The following is a 14,219-nucleotide window of genomic DNA, read 5'->3' as shown; positions in this document are numbered from 1 at the left end:
AGTTCTACGGCATGCATTATCGCGGCAAGACCTACGACACCGGCTCGAAGCTCGGCTTCCTGGTGGCGAACCTCGCCTACGGCCTGGAGCGGCCGGAACTGCGCGACGCGCTGAAGCAGGAGATCGAGGCGCTGCTGGCCAAGGGCTGAAAGCTCCAGGCCCCGCGCCCGGGCGCGGGGCCGCCTACTCGTCGTCGAACCAGTTGCGGCCGGGCTCGATGCAGCGGTAGCCGACGAGGCATTCCGGCGTGTCGCGGGTCGGCACGAAGGCGCTCTTGGTCACTTGCGTCGGCTCGCAGAAGCTGCGGTCGCGCACGAAGCGGTCATAGGTGTAGCCGCCGGTGCCGAGCACCGCGGCGCCCCGGGCCGCGAGGAAGCCCCGCGCCTGGCCGCAGGTCATGTCGAGTGTCGAGGGGCGGCCCTGAGCGAGCGCCGCGGCCGGCACGGCCGAGACGGCGCAGGCGGCGAGCAGGAGGGACAATCGTCGGCGATCGGCGGACACGGCGCTCCCCTGGTCAGGAGCGCGGCCAACGCGCGGGCGTTCGAGCGAGATCCCTCCTCCCTACTGCGTCAATTGCCCCACGCTCAGGATCGCCCCCATCACCGAGATGATCAGGCCGCCGATCAGGCCGCCGATCGCCACGGTCACGAGCGGGGTGAGCAGGGCGAGCAGGCGGTCGATGCGCTGGCGGGTCTCGGTCTCGTGCATCTCGGCGGCGTGGATGAGGACGCTGCCGAGGCGGTTCACCTGCTCGCCGCTGGCGATCAGGTTCAGGGTCGAGGCGGCGTAGGGCTTGAGCGAGGAGAGCCCCGAGGCGAGGCTGCCGCCCTCCGCCAGCCGCCGCCCGGCCTCGTCGAGGGCATGGCGAAACACCCGGTTGCCGGCGAGCGGCCGCGTCGCCGCCACCGCGTCGGGAATCGGCACCTCGGCGGTCAGCAGCGTGCCGAGCACCCGGCAGAAGCGGCCGCACTCGATGCCGACCACGATCTCGCGCACCAGCGGCAGGCGGAGCGCCAGTTGCGCCCGCGCCGCCGCGAAGGCGGGCATCCGCCAGGCCCGGGCGAGCCCGAGGACCGTCAGCGCGAGGCCGCCGAGGAGGAACGGCCAGGTCGCCGCGAGGGTGTCGCCGAGCCAGCCGGCGGCGCGGATCGCGAAGGGGGGCGCCTGGCCGCTGCCCTCGAAGAGGGGCGCGAGGGCCGGCACCAGCACGCCGACGATCATCGCCACGGTGCCGACCGCCATCGCGATCAGGAGCGCCGGGTAGATCATCGCCGAGGAGAGATGGCGCCGGACCGCGTCGCGGCGCTCGATCGAGGCGGTGAGCGAGCCGACGACGTCGACGAGCGTCCCGGTGGCCTCGCCGGCCCGCACGATGTCGACCATGTCGCGCGGGAAGGCCTGCGGGTGGGCCGCCATCGCCCGCGACAGCGAGGCGCCGGCCACCACCCGCTCCAGCAGGTCGGCCAGCACCGGCTTGAGGGCCGGGCCGGCCTGGCGCTCGACGAGGCGCGGGGCCTTGTCGACGGTGAGGCCAGCCCCGACCAGCGTGCCGAACTCGCGCAGGAAGGCGATGCGGGCGGCGTCGTTGACCCGGTCGCGCCCGAACAGGTCGCGACGCCAGAACGGCGCGGGTCCGACAGCGGCCTGCTCGATCTCGTAGACCTGGAGCCCGTCGGATCGCAGTTGCGCCACGGCACGCTGCCGGGTCTCAGCCTCGATTGTGCCGGCGCGGGAGCGCCCATCCCCCGCATAGGCCTTGTAGGCGAAGCGCGGCATGTCAGTGCACCTCACGCAACTCCCGCTGCGCCGACGTGCAACAGCGAGCCATGACGGTGATCGGGAGTTTCGTGAGAGACACTATACGATTCCTTCCAGCACCCGCCCGACCTCGTCGAGGGTGGTCTCGCCGTCGAGCACCCGCGCCCGCGCGCAATCGGCGAGGGTCGTCATCCCGGCCGCGCGCGCCCGGGCGGTGAGCGTCTGCTCGTCGGCGCGGTTGGCGATCAGCCCGCGCAGCTCGCCGTCCAGGGTCATGATCTCGGAGGCGACCATGCGGCCGCGATACCCAGTGCCGTTGCAGGACGGGCAGCCGCGGGCACGCTTGAGGCTCAAGGGCGCGTCGGGCGGGATGCCGAGACGCAGGCGCTCCTGCGGCGTCGCCGGACTGGGCTCGGCGCAAGCACCGCAGAGGCGCCGCACCAGGCGCTGGGCGACGACGCCGTTGAGGACCGCGGCGATCAGGTAGGGCTCGACGCCCATGTCCATCAGCCGGGTTACGGTGGCGGGGGCGGAGTTGGTGTGCAGCGTCGAGATGACGAGGTGGCCGGTCAGCGCCGCCTGCACGGCGATGCGGGCGGTCTCGCCGTCGCGGATCTCGCCGACCATCACCACGTCCGGGTCCTGGCGCAGGATCGAGCGGAGCGCCGCCGCGAAGTCGAGGCCGATGCCCGGATGGGCCTGGACCTGGTTGACGCCGGCCATCCGGTACTCAACCGGGTCCTCGACGGTGACGACCTTGAGGTGCGGGCCGTTGATCCGGCGGAGCGCGGCGTAGAGCGTCGTGGTCTTGCCCGATCCGGTCGGGCCGGTGACGAGGACGAGGCCGTTCGGCCGGCTCGTCATCGCGGCGATCTCGCCGATCGCCGCCGCGTCGAAGCCGAGCGCGGAAAAGTCCTCGACCCGGCGCGAGCCGTCGAGGACGCGCAGGACCACGCTCTCGCCGTGGGCCGTCGGCAGGGTCGAGACGCGGATGTCGACGTCCTGGCCGCGGTCGGGGGCCTGCATGCGCCCGTCCTGGGGCAGGCGCCGCTCGGCGATGTTGAGGCCGGCCTGGATCTTGATGCGGGTGGTCAGCGCCAGCTGGACCGACTTCGCCAGCCGCTCGGACTCGACCAGCACGCCGTCCACGCGGTAGCGCACCCGCATGTCGGCCTCCTCCGCCTCCAGGTGGATGTCGGAGGCCGAGAGCTCGAAGGCCTTGCGCACGAGGCGCGCGGCGAGCCGCACGATCGGCGCCTGGCTCGCCACGTCGGCGAGGCGCGCGAGGTCGTCGTCGCCGCCCGCCTCGCCCTCCTCGGCGACGTCGCCGTAGACGGCGCGGTGGGCCCGCTCGAAGCTGCCGGGCCCGAGGAGGCAGGGCGCGACCGCCCGGTCGAGGAGGTGCTCCAGCGCCCGGGTGGTCTCGCCGTCGAACGGGTCCACGAGCGCCACGACGAGGCGGTCGGGCTCGGCGGCGAGCGGCAGGACCCGGGCGCGGGCGCAGTAATCGGGCGAGAGGAGGTCCGGCATGACCGGTTCGCCCGGCAGGTCCTCCTGGCGCAGGATCGGCAGGCCGGTCGCCTCCGAGAGGGCGGTGACGAGCGTCGTCTCGTGAACGAGGCCGAGCTCGGTGAGCAGCAGGGGCAGGGGGCGCCGGCTGGGTCCGTCGAGGGCGGCGAGCGCCCGCTCGTGGCCGGCGGCGTCGAGCACGTCGCTCTCGGCGAGCCGGTCGACGAAGGCGCGCAGGTCGTCTTTGCGGCTGCGGGCGGCATCGCGCCGGTCGGCCCGCGCCCGCCGCGGCCGGGTCTTGCCCGCCCAGATGCTCAGCATCGTCCTGACCCAGAGAAAGACGAGAGGAAGCCCGGCCGAGACGGCCGGCGCGGGCAAGCAGGGGCGCATTCTCGCGCGACGTCCTTAAGCGGACGGAAATATCGCTGCGTTAGAGACCGTGGCGACGCCCGCCGCTTCCTGGCGGACGCCGGAGCCGACCGGTCTTGCGCGCGCCCTCCCTCTCGTCCCCGGCCCCGGGGCTGCTGTCGTCGGTCGGAGCCTCGCTCCGGTCCGGCCTCGACGCCGCCTCGCACCTCCTCGGCCTGAGCGAGGTCCGCGCCGACCGCGAGCCGGCGCTCCTGACCCTGCGGCTCGGAGCGCCGGGCGAGACCGGCGTCGCGGTGATCGACCGGCGCGACGGGCAAGATCGGACCTACCGCCTCGACCTCCAGGCGGACGATCTCGCCGACAGGATCGCGGCGATCCGCGGCGGCCGGCCGGACGCCCGCGCGAAGATCATCGTCGATCCCGCCGCCTGCTTCATCCGCACCCTGGAGCTGCCGGGGGCGGCCCTGCCGCGGATGCGCGCGGTGCTGGCCCAGGAACTCGAGGCCGCGACCCCGTTCCGCGCCGACCAGGTCTTCTCCGACTGGTACGTCGAGGGCGAGCACGCGGCGACCCGCACCCTGCGGGTGCGCCACGTCGTGCTCAAGCGCGCCCGCCTCGTCCCTCTGCTCGAGGCCCTGGCGGGGGCGGGGATGAAGGCGAGCGTCGTCGCGGTCGGGCCGGCGGAGGACCGGACGATGCCGGTCGACCTCCTGTCGAGCGGGCACCGCGCCCTGCCGTCGCTGCTGCGCAAGGCCGGCAACCTCGTCCTCGTGGCGGCGACCGGCCTGTTCCTTTTCGGCGCCTTCCTGGGCCTGCGCCAGCACCAGGCGGCGACGCTCGCCGCCCTCGACGACGCCTTCGTCACTGCCCGCCGGGCCGCTTCCTCCGGCCTGCCGCCGGCGGTCCAGGCCGGCGCCGCCGCGATCCTCGCCGAGCGCGGTCCCTCCCTAGCGCGGGTGTGGGATTCGGTCGCGGCGGCGCTGCCGGGCACGGTCTCGGCGGAGTTCCTGCGCCTCACGCCGGCGGGGCTCGAACTGACGCTTCTGGCTCCGGACGCGCCGACGGTGCTCGCGGCCCTGGCGCGGCTGCCGGGCTTCGGCGCCCCGGAGCTGCGCCAGGACTGGCCGGCGGAGGGCGGCCAGCGCCTCGTCGTCGCGCTGCGGCGCCGCACCGGAGCCCGGCCGTGAGTCCGACCCTGTCGCTGGCCGGGCGGCCGCTGCTCCTCGGCCTCGCCGGACTGGTCTTCGTGGCCGCCCTCTCGCTCGGGCCGGTGCTCGACGCGCTCGGCGCTCAGGACGACATCGCGCTCGCCCGCGAGCGTCTCGCCCGGGCGCAAGCCGCTTCCGCCAGTCCGCCGTCAACGCCGCCCCTGTCGGCGACGGACGAGGCCGGCCTCGTCGTCGCCTTCCGGGCCCGCCTCGACGCGCTGGCGGCGGAGCGCGTCGCTCTGGTCGACGGGGCTGGGCTCCAGCCCGATCCGGCCCGCCCGACCCTGCCGCGCCTCACGGCCTCGCTGCGTGGCTCCGCGGAGGGCCTGCACGGGCTGCTCCAGGCGCTCGAGACGGGCGCTCCCCTGATCGTGCCGGAGGAGGCCGAAATCGGGATCGAGCGCCCGGCCGATCCGGAGATCGGACGCGCCACCGTGATGCGCCTCACCCTGACGGTGCGCGGCGTGTTGCTGCCCGCCCCGGCCACCAAGAACGATGCCGCCAGGACCACACCGTAAGGACGCCTCTTCCGTGGGACGGATCGGACCTCACTTGCGCGCGACCCTGGCGGCGACCGGGCACGGGCCCCGCCTCGCCTGCGCGCTGGCGGCCTGCACGATGCTCGCCGCCTTCGCCTGGCCGGTCGACGGGGGCCCGGCGCCCCTGCCGCCCCGCGCCGCCGCGGCGATGCCGCCGGCGGACGAGACCGCCGTGCAGCGCCCGCTCTTCGATCCCGGCCGGCGTCCCTGGACCGCCCGGGGGGCGCGCGACATCCTGGACGGCGACCCGCCGCGCCCGGTGCTGACCGTGCGCGGCATCCTGCTCGACGGCGCGGCGGCGCGGGCGCTGATCGACGACGGCAGCGGCACCCAGGCCTGGCTTGCCCGCGGCGAGGGACGGGGCGACTGGCGCGTCACCGCGATCGGGCGCGACCAGGTCACCCTGGCCCAGGGCGAGCGCCGCTACATCGCGACCTTCCTCGGCGCGCCGGCGACCCTGCGGCCGGTGGGTGCGAAGCCGGTGCCGGAGGCGGGGCAGACGTTGCGGCCGTGAGGTGGGTGCGGGGTCGGGCCAGACCGGTTCCGACGCGCCCCGAACCCTCCCCTCCGCACAAGGGCAGGAGAAGGACTCATGCCGTCGCGGGGACGGGCGAACCACCCCTCAATCCAGCATCCGCCGCAGGATCCCCTGCGAGCCCTGATGCGCCGCCGGCAGGGGCGGGGGCGGCAGGACCGGGCGCACCGGCATCATGGCGCGGAACTGCTGGCGGAAATCCTCGGAGATGCGGTCGGCCTCGACCGTGCCGCGGATCACCCGCGGACGGATGAACACCAGGAGCTCGGTCCGGACCCGCTGGTCGACCCGGTTGCGGAAGGCCGCGCCGATCACCGGCAGGTCGCTCAGCACCGGCAGGTTCTCGTTGGTGATCTGCGCCTTCTCCTGCACCATGCCGCCGATGGCGAGGCTGTGCCCGTCATTCACCGCGACGCTGGTCGCGACCCGGCGCTGGCGGATCGTCGGCGAGTCGATCGTCGAGGTCGTGGTCGGGACGACGTCGCTGACCTCCTGGTTGATGTCGAGCACGACGAGGCCGTTCTTGTTCACCCGCGGCGTGACCGAGAGGATGACGCCGGTATCCTTCATCTCGATCTGGTTGAGGATCGGCGCGCCGGCGGTGAGCGCGCTCTGGCCGGTCTGCTTGATGATCGGGACCTGGTCGCCGACCTGGAGCTTGGCGGTCCGGTTGTCGAGCACCGTGATGTTGGGCGACGAGATGACGTTGACGCGGGTCACGCCCTGGAGCGCGTTCAGCACCACGTTGAAGTCGGTTCCGGCGAGCAGGTAGTTGAAGCCCGGCACGCCGCGGATCGCCGAGGTGATCAGGCCCGCGGTGCCGCTCGTCACCGCGTACTTGTCGGTTTCGGTGCTGGCGAGGTTGAAGCGGCTGCCGCGCTCCTTGAGGAACCATTGCACGCCGAAGGCGAGGTTGTCGTTGAGCGTCACCTCGGCAATGACCGTCTCGAGCAGCACCTGGGTCGGCATCGCGTCGAGGCGGCCGAGGATGCGCAGGATCTTGTCGTACTGGTTGCGGGTGGCCGAGATCACCAGGCTGTTGTTGGCGTCGTCCGCGACGATGCCGATGGCGTCCCGGCGCATCCCGGCGCCGCCACCCGAGAACCCCGAATCGAGCCCGCCGCCGTAGCCGCCGCCATAGCCGCCCATCCCGGACATGCCGTAGGCGCCGCCCATCTCCGCCATCACCACGCCCTGGAGCACGGCGGCGAGTTCCTTCGCCGAGCGGTTCTGGATCCGGTAGACGAAGAGCTGGCGCTCGCGGTCGGCGGCCAGGGTCTCGAGCTGCGCCAGCAGCGCCCGGGCGCGGTCGAGATAGACGGCGCGGGAGCTCACCACGAGGATCGCGTTCAGCGCCTCGTTGGGGATGAAGCGGATCACGTCGCCGGAGCCGGCGGTCTCGCCGCCGAAGATCTGGGTCAGGTCGCGGGCGAGCGCCACCGGGTTCGCGCTGCGCACCGGCACCATCGCGGTCGACATGCCGCGCATCCAGTCGACGTCGAACACCGCGATGGTCTGGCGCAGCACCCGGATCTGGTTGGCGTCGCCGGAGAGGATCAGCAGGTTGCGCGCCCGGTCGGCCCGCAGCACCACCTCGCGCGGCGCCACCGAGCCCAGGATCGCCTGCATCTCGGCGGCCGAGATCCAGCGCAGGGGCACCGCGACCGCGCCCGCCTCGGCGCCCACGCCCTGGACCGGGCGGAGGTCGGGAGTGCCGCCCGCCGGCACGATCTGCACGCTGCGGCCGGAGCGGCGCAGGGACAGGCCCCGGCTCGCCAGCGCCGTCTCGAACATCCGCAGCAGCGATTCGCGGCTCACCGCTCCGCCGGTCTGCAGGGTGATGGTGCCGGAGGCGCGCTCGTCCAGGCTGTAGCCCCAGCCGAGCGTGTCGGCGAAGACCGCTTTGGCGGCCACCGGCAGCGGCACCTCGACGAGGTTGAGGCTCACCGGCCCGCCGGCGATCGGTTCCCGGGCCGGGGCCTCGCCGCCGATCAGCCGGTCGTCGCCGCGCAGGACCAGGGCACCGGCGTCGCGGGCGCCGGCATACCCTGAGCCAGCATGCCCGATCGGTTCCGCGGCGCGGGCGGGCGCACAGCCGCAGGCGAGCGCCAGGGCGAGGACAGGCGCACCTCTGATCATCACCCCGCCGTCCCCGTCACCTGCTTGCCGATGCGGCGAACGTTAGGAGAGTTATGGTTAATGCGGAGTTGAAGCAGCCGCGGCGACCTGATTCCCGCAATGCCTGCGCATCGGAGTTGCAGCCTCCGCGTGCATCATGCCGGAGCGATCTTACGCCCGGGCGGTATCACGGCACGACGTCAGCCAGGATCATGCAACAAGAACCGGACCGCGCGACCGCGCCGACGACCGGATCACACCGTTCGGATCCGGAACCGGATTGTCGGACCCGGGCGATCGACTGTCGAAAGGCGCCGGGTCATCATTCCTGACGGCCGGCGCGACCGGCGGAGGGCGGAGCTTTGAGCCGCATCGTCCGACGGTCGCACGGCAGGGGCCGTCAGTTGCTCGCGACGTCGGCCTGGTCGCCATTGCCGCCGGCCTTGCCGTCGGCACCGAGGCTGTAGACCTCGAACGGGGTGCCGGCGGTTCCAGGCGAGCGGTAGAGATAGGCGTGGCCCCACGGATCGGTGAGGCCGCGGGCGTCGCGCACGTAGGGGCCGCGCCAGCCGGGTCCGCTCGGCTGCACAAGGGCCTGAAGGCCCTGCTGGGAGGTCGGGTAGGCGCCGAGGTCGAGGTAGTACAGCTCGACCGCCTGGGCGATGTTCTTGACCTGGATGCGCGCCGTCTCGCCCTTGGCCCGGCCGAGGTAACCCAGCACCTGCGGCGTTACCATGGTGGCAATCATGCCGATGATCGCCAGGACGACGAGCAGCTCGACCAGGGAGAAGCCGGCCTGACGGTTCTGCCGGTCGTGGAGCCGGGTCTCGCGCGGCTCCGCGCGATCCGGTTGCGTTGTGGTGAACATCGTGCGGCCTCGACGCGAATGGACGATCGGTGCGCGAGGGTGCCGTCTCTTCGTAAAGAAGCCCTCACTGCCGGTGCTGACGGAGCGGCGGCAGGCCGCCCAAGCCGGGATTTGTTATGAAAAGTCGGGATTTGTTATCCAATTCCGGCCAGGATTGCGACTCGCGACCGCGAGGCCTTGGGGCAGGGGCGTTCGGGCGAGGATTGTATTCCAGGACAGGGCAGGGGAGACGCATGAACCGCTCAGCCGGACACGCGGCCCGCGCGGGTGGACGCCGCCGGCGCGGCCGAAGGATCGCCGGCCTGGCGATCGCGGGATTCGCACTCGCGGCGCTCCTGAGCGGCGGGGCGCTGGCCGCCGAGCCGCTGACGGTGCCGCTGCCGGCGCCGTTCCCGCCGGTCCGGGTGCTGACGCTGCTCGTCGCCCTGCATCTCCTCGGCCTGTCCTTCGGCCTCGGCGGCGCCACGATGCTCGACTTCTGGATCCTGCGCTGGATGCGCTGGGGCAGCCTGCCGGGCGAGATCGCCCGGATCTTCCTGTTCATCAGCAAGGTGGTCTCGGTCGGCCTCAGCCTGCTCTGGCTCTCGGGGCTCGGCTTCCTCGCCGTCTACGCGCTGGAATCGCCGGAGAAGTTCGACAACCCGAAGCTCTGGGCCAAGATCGTGGTGGTGCTGGCGCTCACCATCAACGGCCTCGTCATCCACGCTGTCGTGCTGCCGGGCGTGCTGCGCGACATCGGCCGGCCGATGCTCGACGGCGTATCGGGCATGCGCACCGGCGTCTTCCTGGTCTCGGGCGCGGTCTCCGGCGTGTCCTGGTACACCGCCTTCACCCTCGGACTGATGCGCGAGTTGAACGGCCGGGTCCCCGCCGGCCTGCTGCTCGCCCTGTGGGTCGCCGGCGTCCTGGCGGCCTCGCTGGCGGCCTATTTCTACTGGTTGCACCTGCGCGAGTGGAGCGTGCGGCAGGTCGCGAGGGCTTCGAAGGGGCAGACCTCGAAGGGACAGACCTCAGCGCCGGCACGGGCCCTGGCACCGGACCCTGCGCTGATGCCGGCATCGGCGGACGTCCTGGCCGAGCCCGCGATCCGCCTCAGCGGGGCCAGGGCCACCCTGGCCGACACTGCGGCGGCTCTCGCATTGCCGGCGGTCGGTCTCGCCGAACCCGGGTCACGCCCTGCCGAGCCGGGTACTCCCGCAGGCCCCCCGGCGCCCGTCGCGCCGCCCGCGGAGCCGGTCCGTCCCGCCCCGGCCCATCCGTCCCGGATCCCCGCCGACCGGATCCTCGCCCTCGCGCCGGCGGCGCCCCGGGCGCGCCCGGCCGGGCGGATCTGATGTCGGCCGCCCTCCTCGCCGGCGCGGTGCTGCCCGCCCTGCTACCGCTGCCGCTGACCTTGTCGGCGAGCCTGATCGACCTGCGCCGCCGCATCATCCCGGACGTGCTCAACCTCGCGCTCTTCATCCTCGGCCTCGGCCTCGCCGGCTGGCGGGACGGGGCAGAGGGGATCGGCTTCGGCCTCGCGCAAGCCGGCCTCGCTTACGGGCTGTTCCGGGCCCTGCGCGCCCTGCACGCCCGGGCGAGCGGCCGGATCGGGCTCGGACTCGGCGACGTCAAGTTCATCGCCGCCGCCACCGCCTGGACCGGGCTCGCCGGCCTGCCGGTGCTGATCCTGGCGGCCAGCCTGTCGGCGCTGGCGGCGATCGGCCTGTTGGCGCTGGCCGGGCGGGCGGTCGGGCGCGAGACCGCCCTGCCGTTCGGGCCGTTCCTGGCGCTCGGACTCCACGCCGCCCTCCTGATCGGGCCGGCCGGCTGATGGTCGCGAGCGGGGGGCGAGAGAGCGTCGACCAAGCGGGCTTCGCCCAAGAGAGCTTCACCCAAGAGAGCGACACTCGGGCGGGCTTCACCCTCGTCGAGATGCTGGTGACGATGGCGATCATGGGGCTCGCCGGCGGGGTGGCGTTCCAGTCCCTCGGCCCCGGCGCCCTCGACCGGCGCACCCTGCTCGTCTCCGAGACCGTCGCGGCCGAGATCGGCCGGCTGCGGGCCGAGGCGATCCGCACCGGCCGGGCCGGGCGCCTCGCCTTCGAACCGCAAGGCCGTGTCTTCATCAGTTCCCGCCCGGGCGCGCCGCCGATCCCGGTCGGCGGCCTCGCGGTGGCAGTCGAGCCGGGCCCGGTCGGCCGGCCGGTGCCGGGCGAGGTGCGGCTCCTGCCCGACGGCAGTTCGACCGGAGGGCGGATCCTGCTCGCCGGGGGCGGGACGCGCCGGGCCCTGTCGGTCAGCGCGCTCACCGGCCGGGTGCGGCGGGAGGACGGGCCATGACGGCGCTGGTGAGGGCGCGGCTCCGGCGCACGATGCGGCGCGCGAGAGCAGCGCCCGATCACGTTGCAACCGGGCGCTGCTCTCGGTCTTTGAGTATGCCGCATTTTCTTCGCCCAACCGGCAGCCACTCGGTCGGAAAATGCTCTCGCCCGCGCGACGAGGACGGCTTCACCACCGTCGAGGTGCTGGTGGCGTTCGGCATCGCCGCCGCCGCGACGATCCTAGCGTTCCAGATCGCCGGCACGGCGGCGGCGGCTGTCCGGCGCATCGAGGCGAGCCGCGTCGCCGCCGACGAGGCGGAGGGGGTCGTCCTGCGCCGCCTCGCCGCGGGTCCGCTGCGGCCGGGCCTCGTCCAGGGCGTGTTCTCGGACGGCACGCCCTATGCCCTCGCCGTCATCGACCTGCGCCCGGCCCTCGGGCTCGGCCGCGTGCCGCCGCTCTGGCAGATCCGGGTGACGGGGGCCTCGGGCGTGCCGATCTACGCCACGCTGATCCCGGAGAAGAAGGAATGACCTGGGACATCATGAGCCGGGACAGAATGAGCCGGGACTTGATGAGCCGGGACTTGGCCACGCGGCAGGCCGGGTTCACCCTGGTCGAGACCCTGGTCTGCCTCGCGCTGGCGGGGCTCGTCGGGGTGCTGCTGCTCAATGCCGTGCGGATCGCCGGCGGCGCCTCGGCCGCGGCGGCGCGGGCGGCGGGGGCCGAGGAGGTGCAGTCGGTCCGCGACCATCTGCGGCGCACCCTCGGCAGCCTGGCCCAGCGCCGCCCGGACGGCCGCCGGCCGACCCTGCGCGGCGGGCCGGACGGGATCGTCGCCGCGCTCGCCCCCGACCAGACCCTCGAGCGCCCGACCGAGATCGCGATGACGCTGGCGCCAATCCCCTCTGGTGGCGCCTACGACCTCCTGGAGAGCCGCAGCGAGGCCGCGGCGCTGGCGGGGCAGCCGGCGGCCCCATCGAGCAGCGAGGCGATCCTCGGGCGGATCGCAGCCTTGAGCTTCCGCTACTACGGCGCCCCCACCGATGGCGCCGCGCCGCTCTGGCTGCCGGCCTGGTCGCGGCCGGACCGGCCGCCGCTCCTCGTCGAGATCCAGGTCGCGTTTCCTCCCGCGGATAGCCGCCGATGGCCCCCCCTCCTGATCGCCCTCGACGCCGGCCCGTGAGCGCCCCGCAAGAGAACGCTCCGCACGAGAACGCCCCGCACGAGAACGCCTCGGGCGAGGCCGGCTTCGTGCTCCTGTCGGTGCTGGCGATCTTCATCGTCGTCGGCGCGGTCCTGGCGGCGGCGATCCTCCAGGTGCGCTCCGCCACCGGCCTCGCCCAGGCCCGGGCCGAGGCAGTGCGGCTCCAGGGTGCGGCGGACGGAATCGCCCGCCTGATCGCCTACGAGCTCGACCTCGGGCGGACCTACCGCCGGTCCGGCACCAGCCTGCCGCAAGACGGCACCGTCACTGCCTGCCCGCTGGCGCCGGGGCGCACGGCCTTCCTGTCGCTCCAGGACCAGGGCACCCTGATCGACCTCAACACCACGCCGCGCCCGGCGATGGAGGAGGCCTTTCGGCTCCTCGGCGTGCCGGACCGGGACGCGCTGACGTTGTCCGCCGAGATCGTCGATTACCGCGATCCCGACGACACGCCCGAGCCCGGCGGCGGCGCGGAGCTGCCGCAATACCGCGCCCGGGGCCTGCCCTGGGGCCCGCGCAACGCGCCCTTCGCCAGCATCGACGAGATCGACCGCCTGCCCTCGATGACGCCCGCCATCGCCGCGCGCCTGCGGCCGGTGCTGACGGTCTACAACGAGACCGGCCGCTTCGACCTCGCCGCCCTGGTGCGGCGGGCGAACCCGTCGGCGATCCGCGCCCTGCCGGGCTCCGCCGGCCCGGTCCCGTCGCCGCGCCAGGTCTTTCGCCTCTCGGTCGTCGTCGAGGAGGGCCGCGCCCGCGCCGGGCGCGCCGCGATCGTCACGCTCGGTGGCGGCGGCTTCCTCGTCTGGCAGCAGACCGTCGCGCCGGATCTCGTCGGCGGTACCCTTCATCCCGCCTGCGCGCAGGTCGCGACGGCCCTCACCGTGAGTCCCTGACCGTCGCGCGGCCCGATCCGGGCAGCCTTCGCGAAGGTCCGCGCCGTCGTATCCGAGGGGAACTGAACGCGAAGTCCCCCCTCTTCAAGATCGTGCCGGATCGACCGGGCGCCGATGTGAGTTGAGCTTGGCGAGTTGAACTTGGCGAGTTGAGCTTGCAACGTGGTGCACGACGACATCGACGACGAAGGGAGCACGGTGCGATGACGGAGGCCAGGCCGGTTCCCCGGTGCCCGGACGTGGTGCTGTCGGATTTCGGGAGCTTCTTCGAAGAGCAGCGCCGGCGGCGCGAGGCCGCCGCCGTGCCGGAGCCGGCGGATGAGGCACCGCTCTCGGCGGAGGACGCGCGGCGCGTGGCGCTCCTGCGCGACATCGCCGCCGAAGTGCTGGAAGCGGCCGGCAGCCAGCTCGAGCCCCACGGGGTGCTGATCGAGCGCGGGCCGTCCCTGCGCGGCCGGCCGGATTTCGAGCAGGCCTACACCCAGTTCATGCTGATCAACCGGCATACCGGCCAGGCCTCGGACGTCTACGTGATGAGCATCACGGATTCGGGCTACTTCCTCGCCAGCGCCTGCGACCCGCGCCTCGACCACGACCATTTCGACCGGCAGGTCACCCACTGCGCCGCCAGCGCCCTGACCTGCGACGTCGTCGCCCGGGTGATGAAGGACGCCATCCTGCACGTCGTGTGACCCCGGCGAGGCGGGGAGGGTGCGACCGGGCGGCGGCGCCCTTAACCTCTCCTTAGGTTTTGTTCCAGCGCGGCAGCACAAAAAAGTCGGCTACAAATCCCTCTTGACCATCCCTCGCGACGGGGGCAGCATAGTCCTCGTCGAGACGAACTCGAGGAGGTAGCCATGAATTCTCAAGGTTGCAGCCCTCATGCGACACATACCGATGCCGGTGACCAG

At 73.4% G+C, this 14,219-nt stretch carries 15 protein-coding genes and 1 pseudogene; 11 read left to right on the top strand and 5 right to left on the bottom strand.

The window, feature by feature from the left end; translation table 11 throughout:
• A pseudogene (locus tag ABZT49_RS07385) lies at positions 1-149 on the top strand (UTP--glucose-1-phosphate uridylyltransferase); the annotation flags it as partial.
• Between the two features lie 34 nt (positions 150-183).
• On the opposite strand, the gene ABZT49_RS07380 reads toward ABZT49_RS07385, so the two are convergent.
• The 3 genes from ABZT49_RS07380 to ABZT49_RS07370 form a co-directional block, all read right to left on the bottom strand.
• Positions 184-501: a hypothetical protein gene (locus ABZT49_RS07380; protein WP_355285001.1), complete on the bottom strand. Its 318-nt coding sequence runs from the start codon at positions 499-501 to the stop codon at positions 184-186.
• Positions 502-561: 60 nt separating this feature from the next.
• A complete protein-coding gene (locus ABZT49_RS07375; protein WP_355285000.1) occupies positions 562-1,776 on the bottom strand; it encodes a type II secretion system F family protein in 1,215 nt (404 codons plus the stop codon).
• Positions 1,777-1,857: 81 nt separating this feature from the next.
• Positions 1,858-3,588 carry a GspE/PulE family protein gene (locus tag ABZT49_RS07370; RefSeq protein WP_355284998.1) on the bottom strand — a complete coding sequence of 577 codons (1,731 nt, stop codon included), beginning with the start codon at positions 3,586-3,588 and terminating at the stop codon, positions 1,858-1,860.
• A gap of 164 nt (positions 3,589-3,752) precedes the next feature.
• Between ABZT49_RS07370 and ABZT49_RS07365 the strand changes: the two genes are divergently transcribed.
• From ABZT49_RS07365 to ABZT49_RS07355, 3 genes are read left to right on the top strand one after another with little or no spacing between them, the layout of a single operon-like run.
• On the top strand, positions 3,753-4,823 hold the full coding sequence (locus ABZT49_RS07365; protein ID WP_355284996.1) for a hypothetical protein: 1,071 nt from the start codon (positions 3,753-3,755) through the stop codon (positions 4,821-4,823).
• A complete protein-coding gene (locus ABZT49_RS07360) occupies positions 4,820-5,362 on the top strand; it encodes a GspMb/PilO family protein (RefSeq protein ID WP_355284994.1) in 543 nt (180 codons plus the stop codon). The genes ABZT49_RS07365 and ABZT49_RS07360 overlap by 4 nt, the downstream gene beginning before the upstream one ends.
• A 34-nt stretch (positions 5,363-5,396) precedes the next feature.
• Entirely contained in the window at positions 5,397-5,897 is a 501-nt protein-coding gene (locus ABZT49_RS07355) for a hypothetical protein (protein ID WP_355284992.1), read from the top strand.
• Positions 5,898-6,005: 108 nt separating this feature from the next.
• Here the strand turns inward: ABZT49_RS07355 and gspD are convergent, their stop codons facing one another.
• Positions 6,006-8,057, bottom strand: a complete 2,052-nt coding sequence (gspD, locus tag ABZT49_RS07350) for a type II secretion system secretin GspD (protein ID WP_355284989.1) — start codon at positions 8,055-8,057, stop codon at positions 6,006-6,008.
• Positions 8,058-8,436: 379 nt separating this feature from the next.
• Positions 8,437-8,904 carry a type II secretion system major pseudopilin GspG gene (gspG, locus tag ABZT49_RS07345; RefSeq protein ID WP_355284987.1) on the bottom strand — a complete coding sequence of 156 codons (468 nt, stop codon included), beginning with the start codon at positions 8,902-8,904 and terminating at the stop codon, positions 8,437-8,439.
• A 233-nt stretch (positions 8,905-9,137) separates the two neighbouring features.
• On the opposite strand from gspG, the gene ABZT49_RS07340 reads away from it, so the two are divergent.
• From ABZT49_RS07340 to ABZT49_RS07310, 7 genes are all read left to right on the top strand, one after another.
• Positions 9,138-10,238 carry a hypothetical protein gene (locus ABZT49_RS07340; RefSeq protein ID WP_355284984.1) on the top strand — a complete coding sequence of 367 codons (1,101 nt, stop codon included), beginning with the start codon at positions 9,138-9,140 and terminating at the stop codon, positions 10,236-10,238.
• Positions 10,238-10,717 (top strand): A24 family peptidase, encoded by a 480-nt coding sequence (locus ABZT49_RS07335; RefSeq protein WP_355284981.1) that lies wholly within the window; start codon positions 10,238-10,240, stop codon positions 10,715-10,717. The genes ABZT49_RS07340 and ABZT49_RS07335 overlap by 1 nt, the downstream gene beginning before the upstream one ends.
• Positions 10,717-11,226, top strand: a complete 510-nt coding sequence (locus ABZT49_RS07330; RefSeq protein ID WP_355284978.1) for a prepilin-type N-terminal cleavage/methylation domain-containing protein — start codon at positions 10,717-10,719, stop codon at positions 11,224-11,226. The genes ABZT49_RS07335 and ABZT49_RS07330 overlap by 1 nt, the downstream gene beginning before the upstream one ends.
• Positions 11,227-11,321: 95 nt before the next feature.
• The gene (locus ABZT49_RS07325; RefSeq protein WP_355284975.1) at positions 11,322-11,738 is read left to right on the top strand and encodes a type II secretion system protein; all 417 of its coding nucleotides are present in this window, start codon (positions 11,322-11,324) and stop codon (positions 11,736-11,738) included.
• 41 nt (positions 11,739-11,779) lie between these two features.
• A complete protein-coding gene (locus ABZT49_RS07320) occupies positions 11,780-12,391 on the top strand; it encodes a prepilin-type N-terminal cleavage/methylation domain-containing protein (RefSeq protein WP_355284972.1) in 612 nt (203 codons plus the stop codon).
• Positions 12,388-13,308 carry a type II secretion system protein GspK gene (locus tag ABZT49_RS07315; RefSeq protein WP_355284970.1) on the top strand — a complete coding sequence of 307 codons (921 nt, stop codon included), beginning with the start codon at positions 12,388-12,390 and terminating at the stop codon, positions 13,306-13,308. The genes ABZT49_RS07320 and ABZT49_RS07315 overlap by 4 nt, the downstream gene beginning before the upstream one ends.
• Before the next feature lie 203 nt (positions 13,309-13,511).
• On the top strand, positions 13,512-14,000 hold the full coding sequence (locus ABZT49_RS07310; RefSeq protein WP_355284967.1) for a hypothetical protein: 489 nt from the start codon (positions 13,512-13,514) through the stop codon (positions 13,998-14,000).
• The last annotated feature ends 219 nt before the right edge of the window (positions 14,001-14,219 follow it).

The sequence above is a fragment of the Methylobacterium sp. EM32 genome, from assembly GCF_040593685.1.
Lineage (GTDB): Bacteria > Pseudomonadota > Alphaproteobacteria > Rhizobiales > Beijerinckiaceae > Methylobacterium.
The sequence above is the reverse complement of the archived record's forward strand: the minus strand, read 5'-3'. Positions and strand labels throughout refer to the sequence as shown.

What these genes read in the sequence shown, in the direction of transcription:
- ABZT49_RS07375 (WP_355285000.1), bottom strand. Translation starts at nt 1,776, where the DNA reads ATGCCGCGCTTCGCCTACAAGGCCTATGCGGGGGATGGGCGCTCCCGC.
- ABZT49_RS07370 (WP_355284998.1), bottom strand. Translation starts at nt 3,588, where the DNA reads ATGCTGAGCATCTGGGCGGGCAAGACCCGGCCGCGGCGGGCGCGGGCC.
- gspD (WP_355284989.1), bottom strand. Translation starts at nt 8,057, where the DNA reads ATGATCAGAGGTGCGCCTGTCCTCGCCCTGGCGCTCGCCTGCGGCTGT.
- gspG (WP_355284987.1), bottom strand. Translation starts at nt 8,904, where the DNA reads ATGTTCACCACAACGCAACCGGATCGCGCGGAGCCGCGCGAGACCCGG.
- ABZT49_RS07340 (WP_355284984.1), top strand. Translation starts at nt 9,138, where the DNA reads ATGAACCGCTCAGCCGGACACGCGGCCCGCGCGGGTGGACGCCGCCGG.
- ABZT49_RS07335 (WP_355284981.1), top strand. Translation starts at nt 10,238, where the DNA reads ATGTCGGCCGCCCTCCTCGCCGGCGCGGTGCTGCCCGCCCTGCTACCG.
- ABZT49_RS07330 (WP_355284978.1), top strand. Translation starts at nt 10,717, where the DNA reads ATGGTCGCGAGCGGGGGGCGAGAGAGCGTCGACCAAGCGGGCTTCGCC.
- ABZT49_RS07325 (WP_355284975.1), top strand. Translation starts at nt 11,322, where the DNA reads ATGCCGCATTTTCTTCGCCCAACCGGCAGCCACTCGGTCGGAAAATGC.
- ABZT49_RS07320 (WP_355284972.1), top strand. Translation starts at nt 11,780, where the DNA reads ATGAGCCGGGACTTGGCCACGCGGCAGGCCGGGTTCACCCTGGTCGAG.
- ABZT49_RS07310 (WP_355284967.1), top strand. Translation starts at nt 13,512, where the DNA reads ATGACGGAGGCCAGGCCGGTTCCCCGGTGCCCGGACGTGGTGCTGTCG.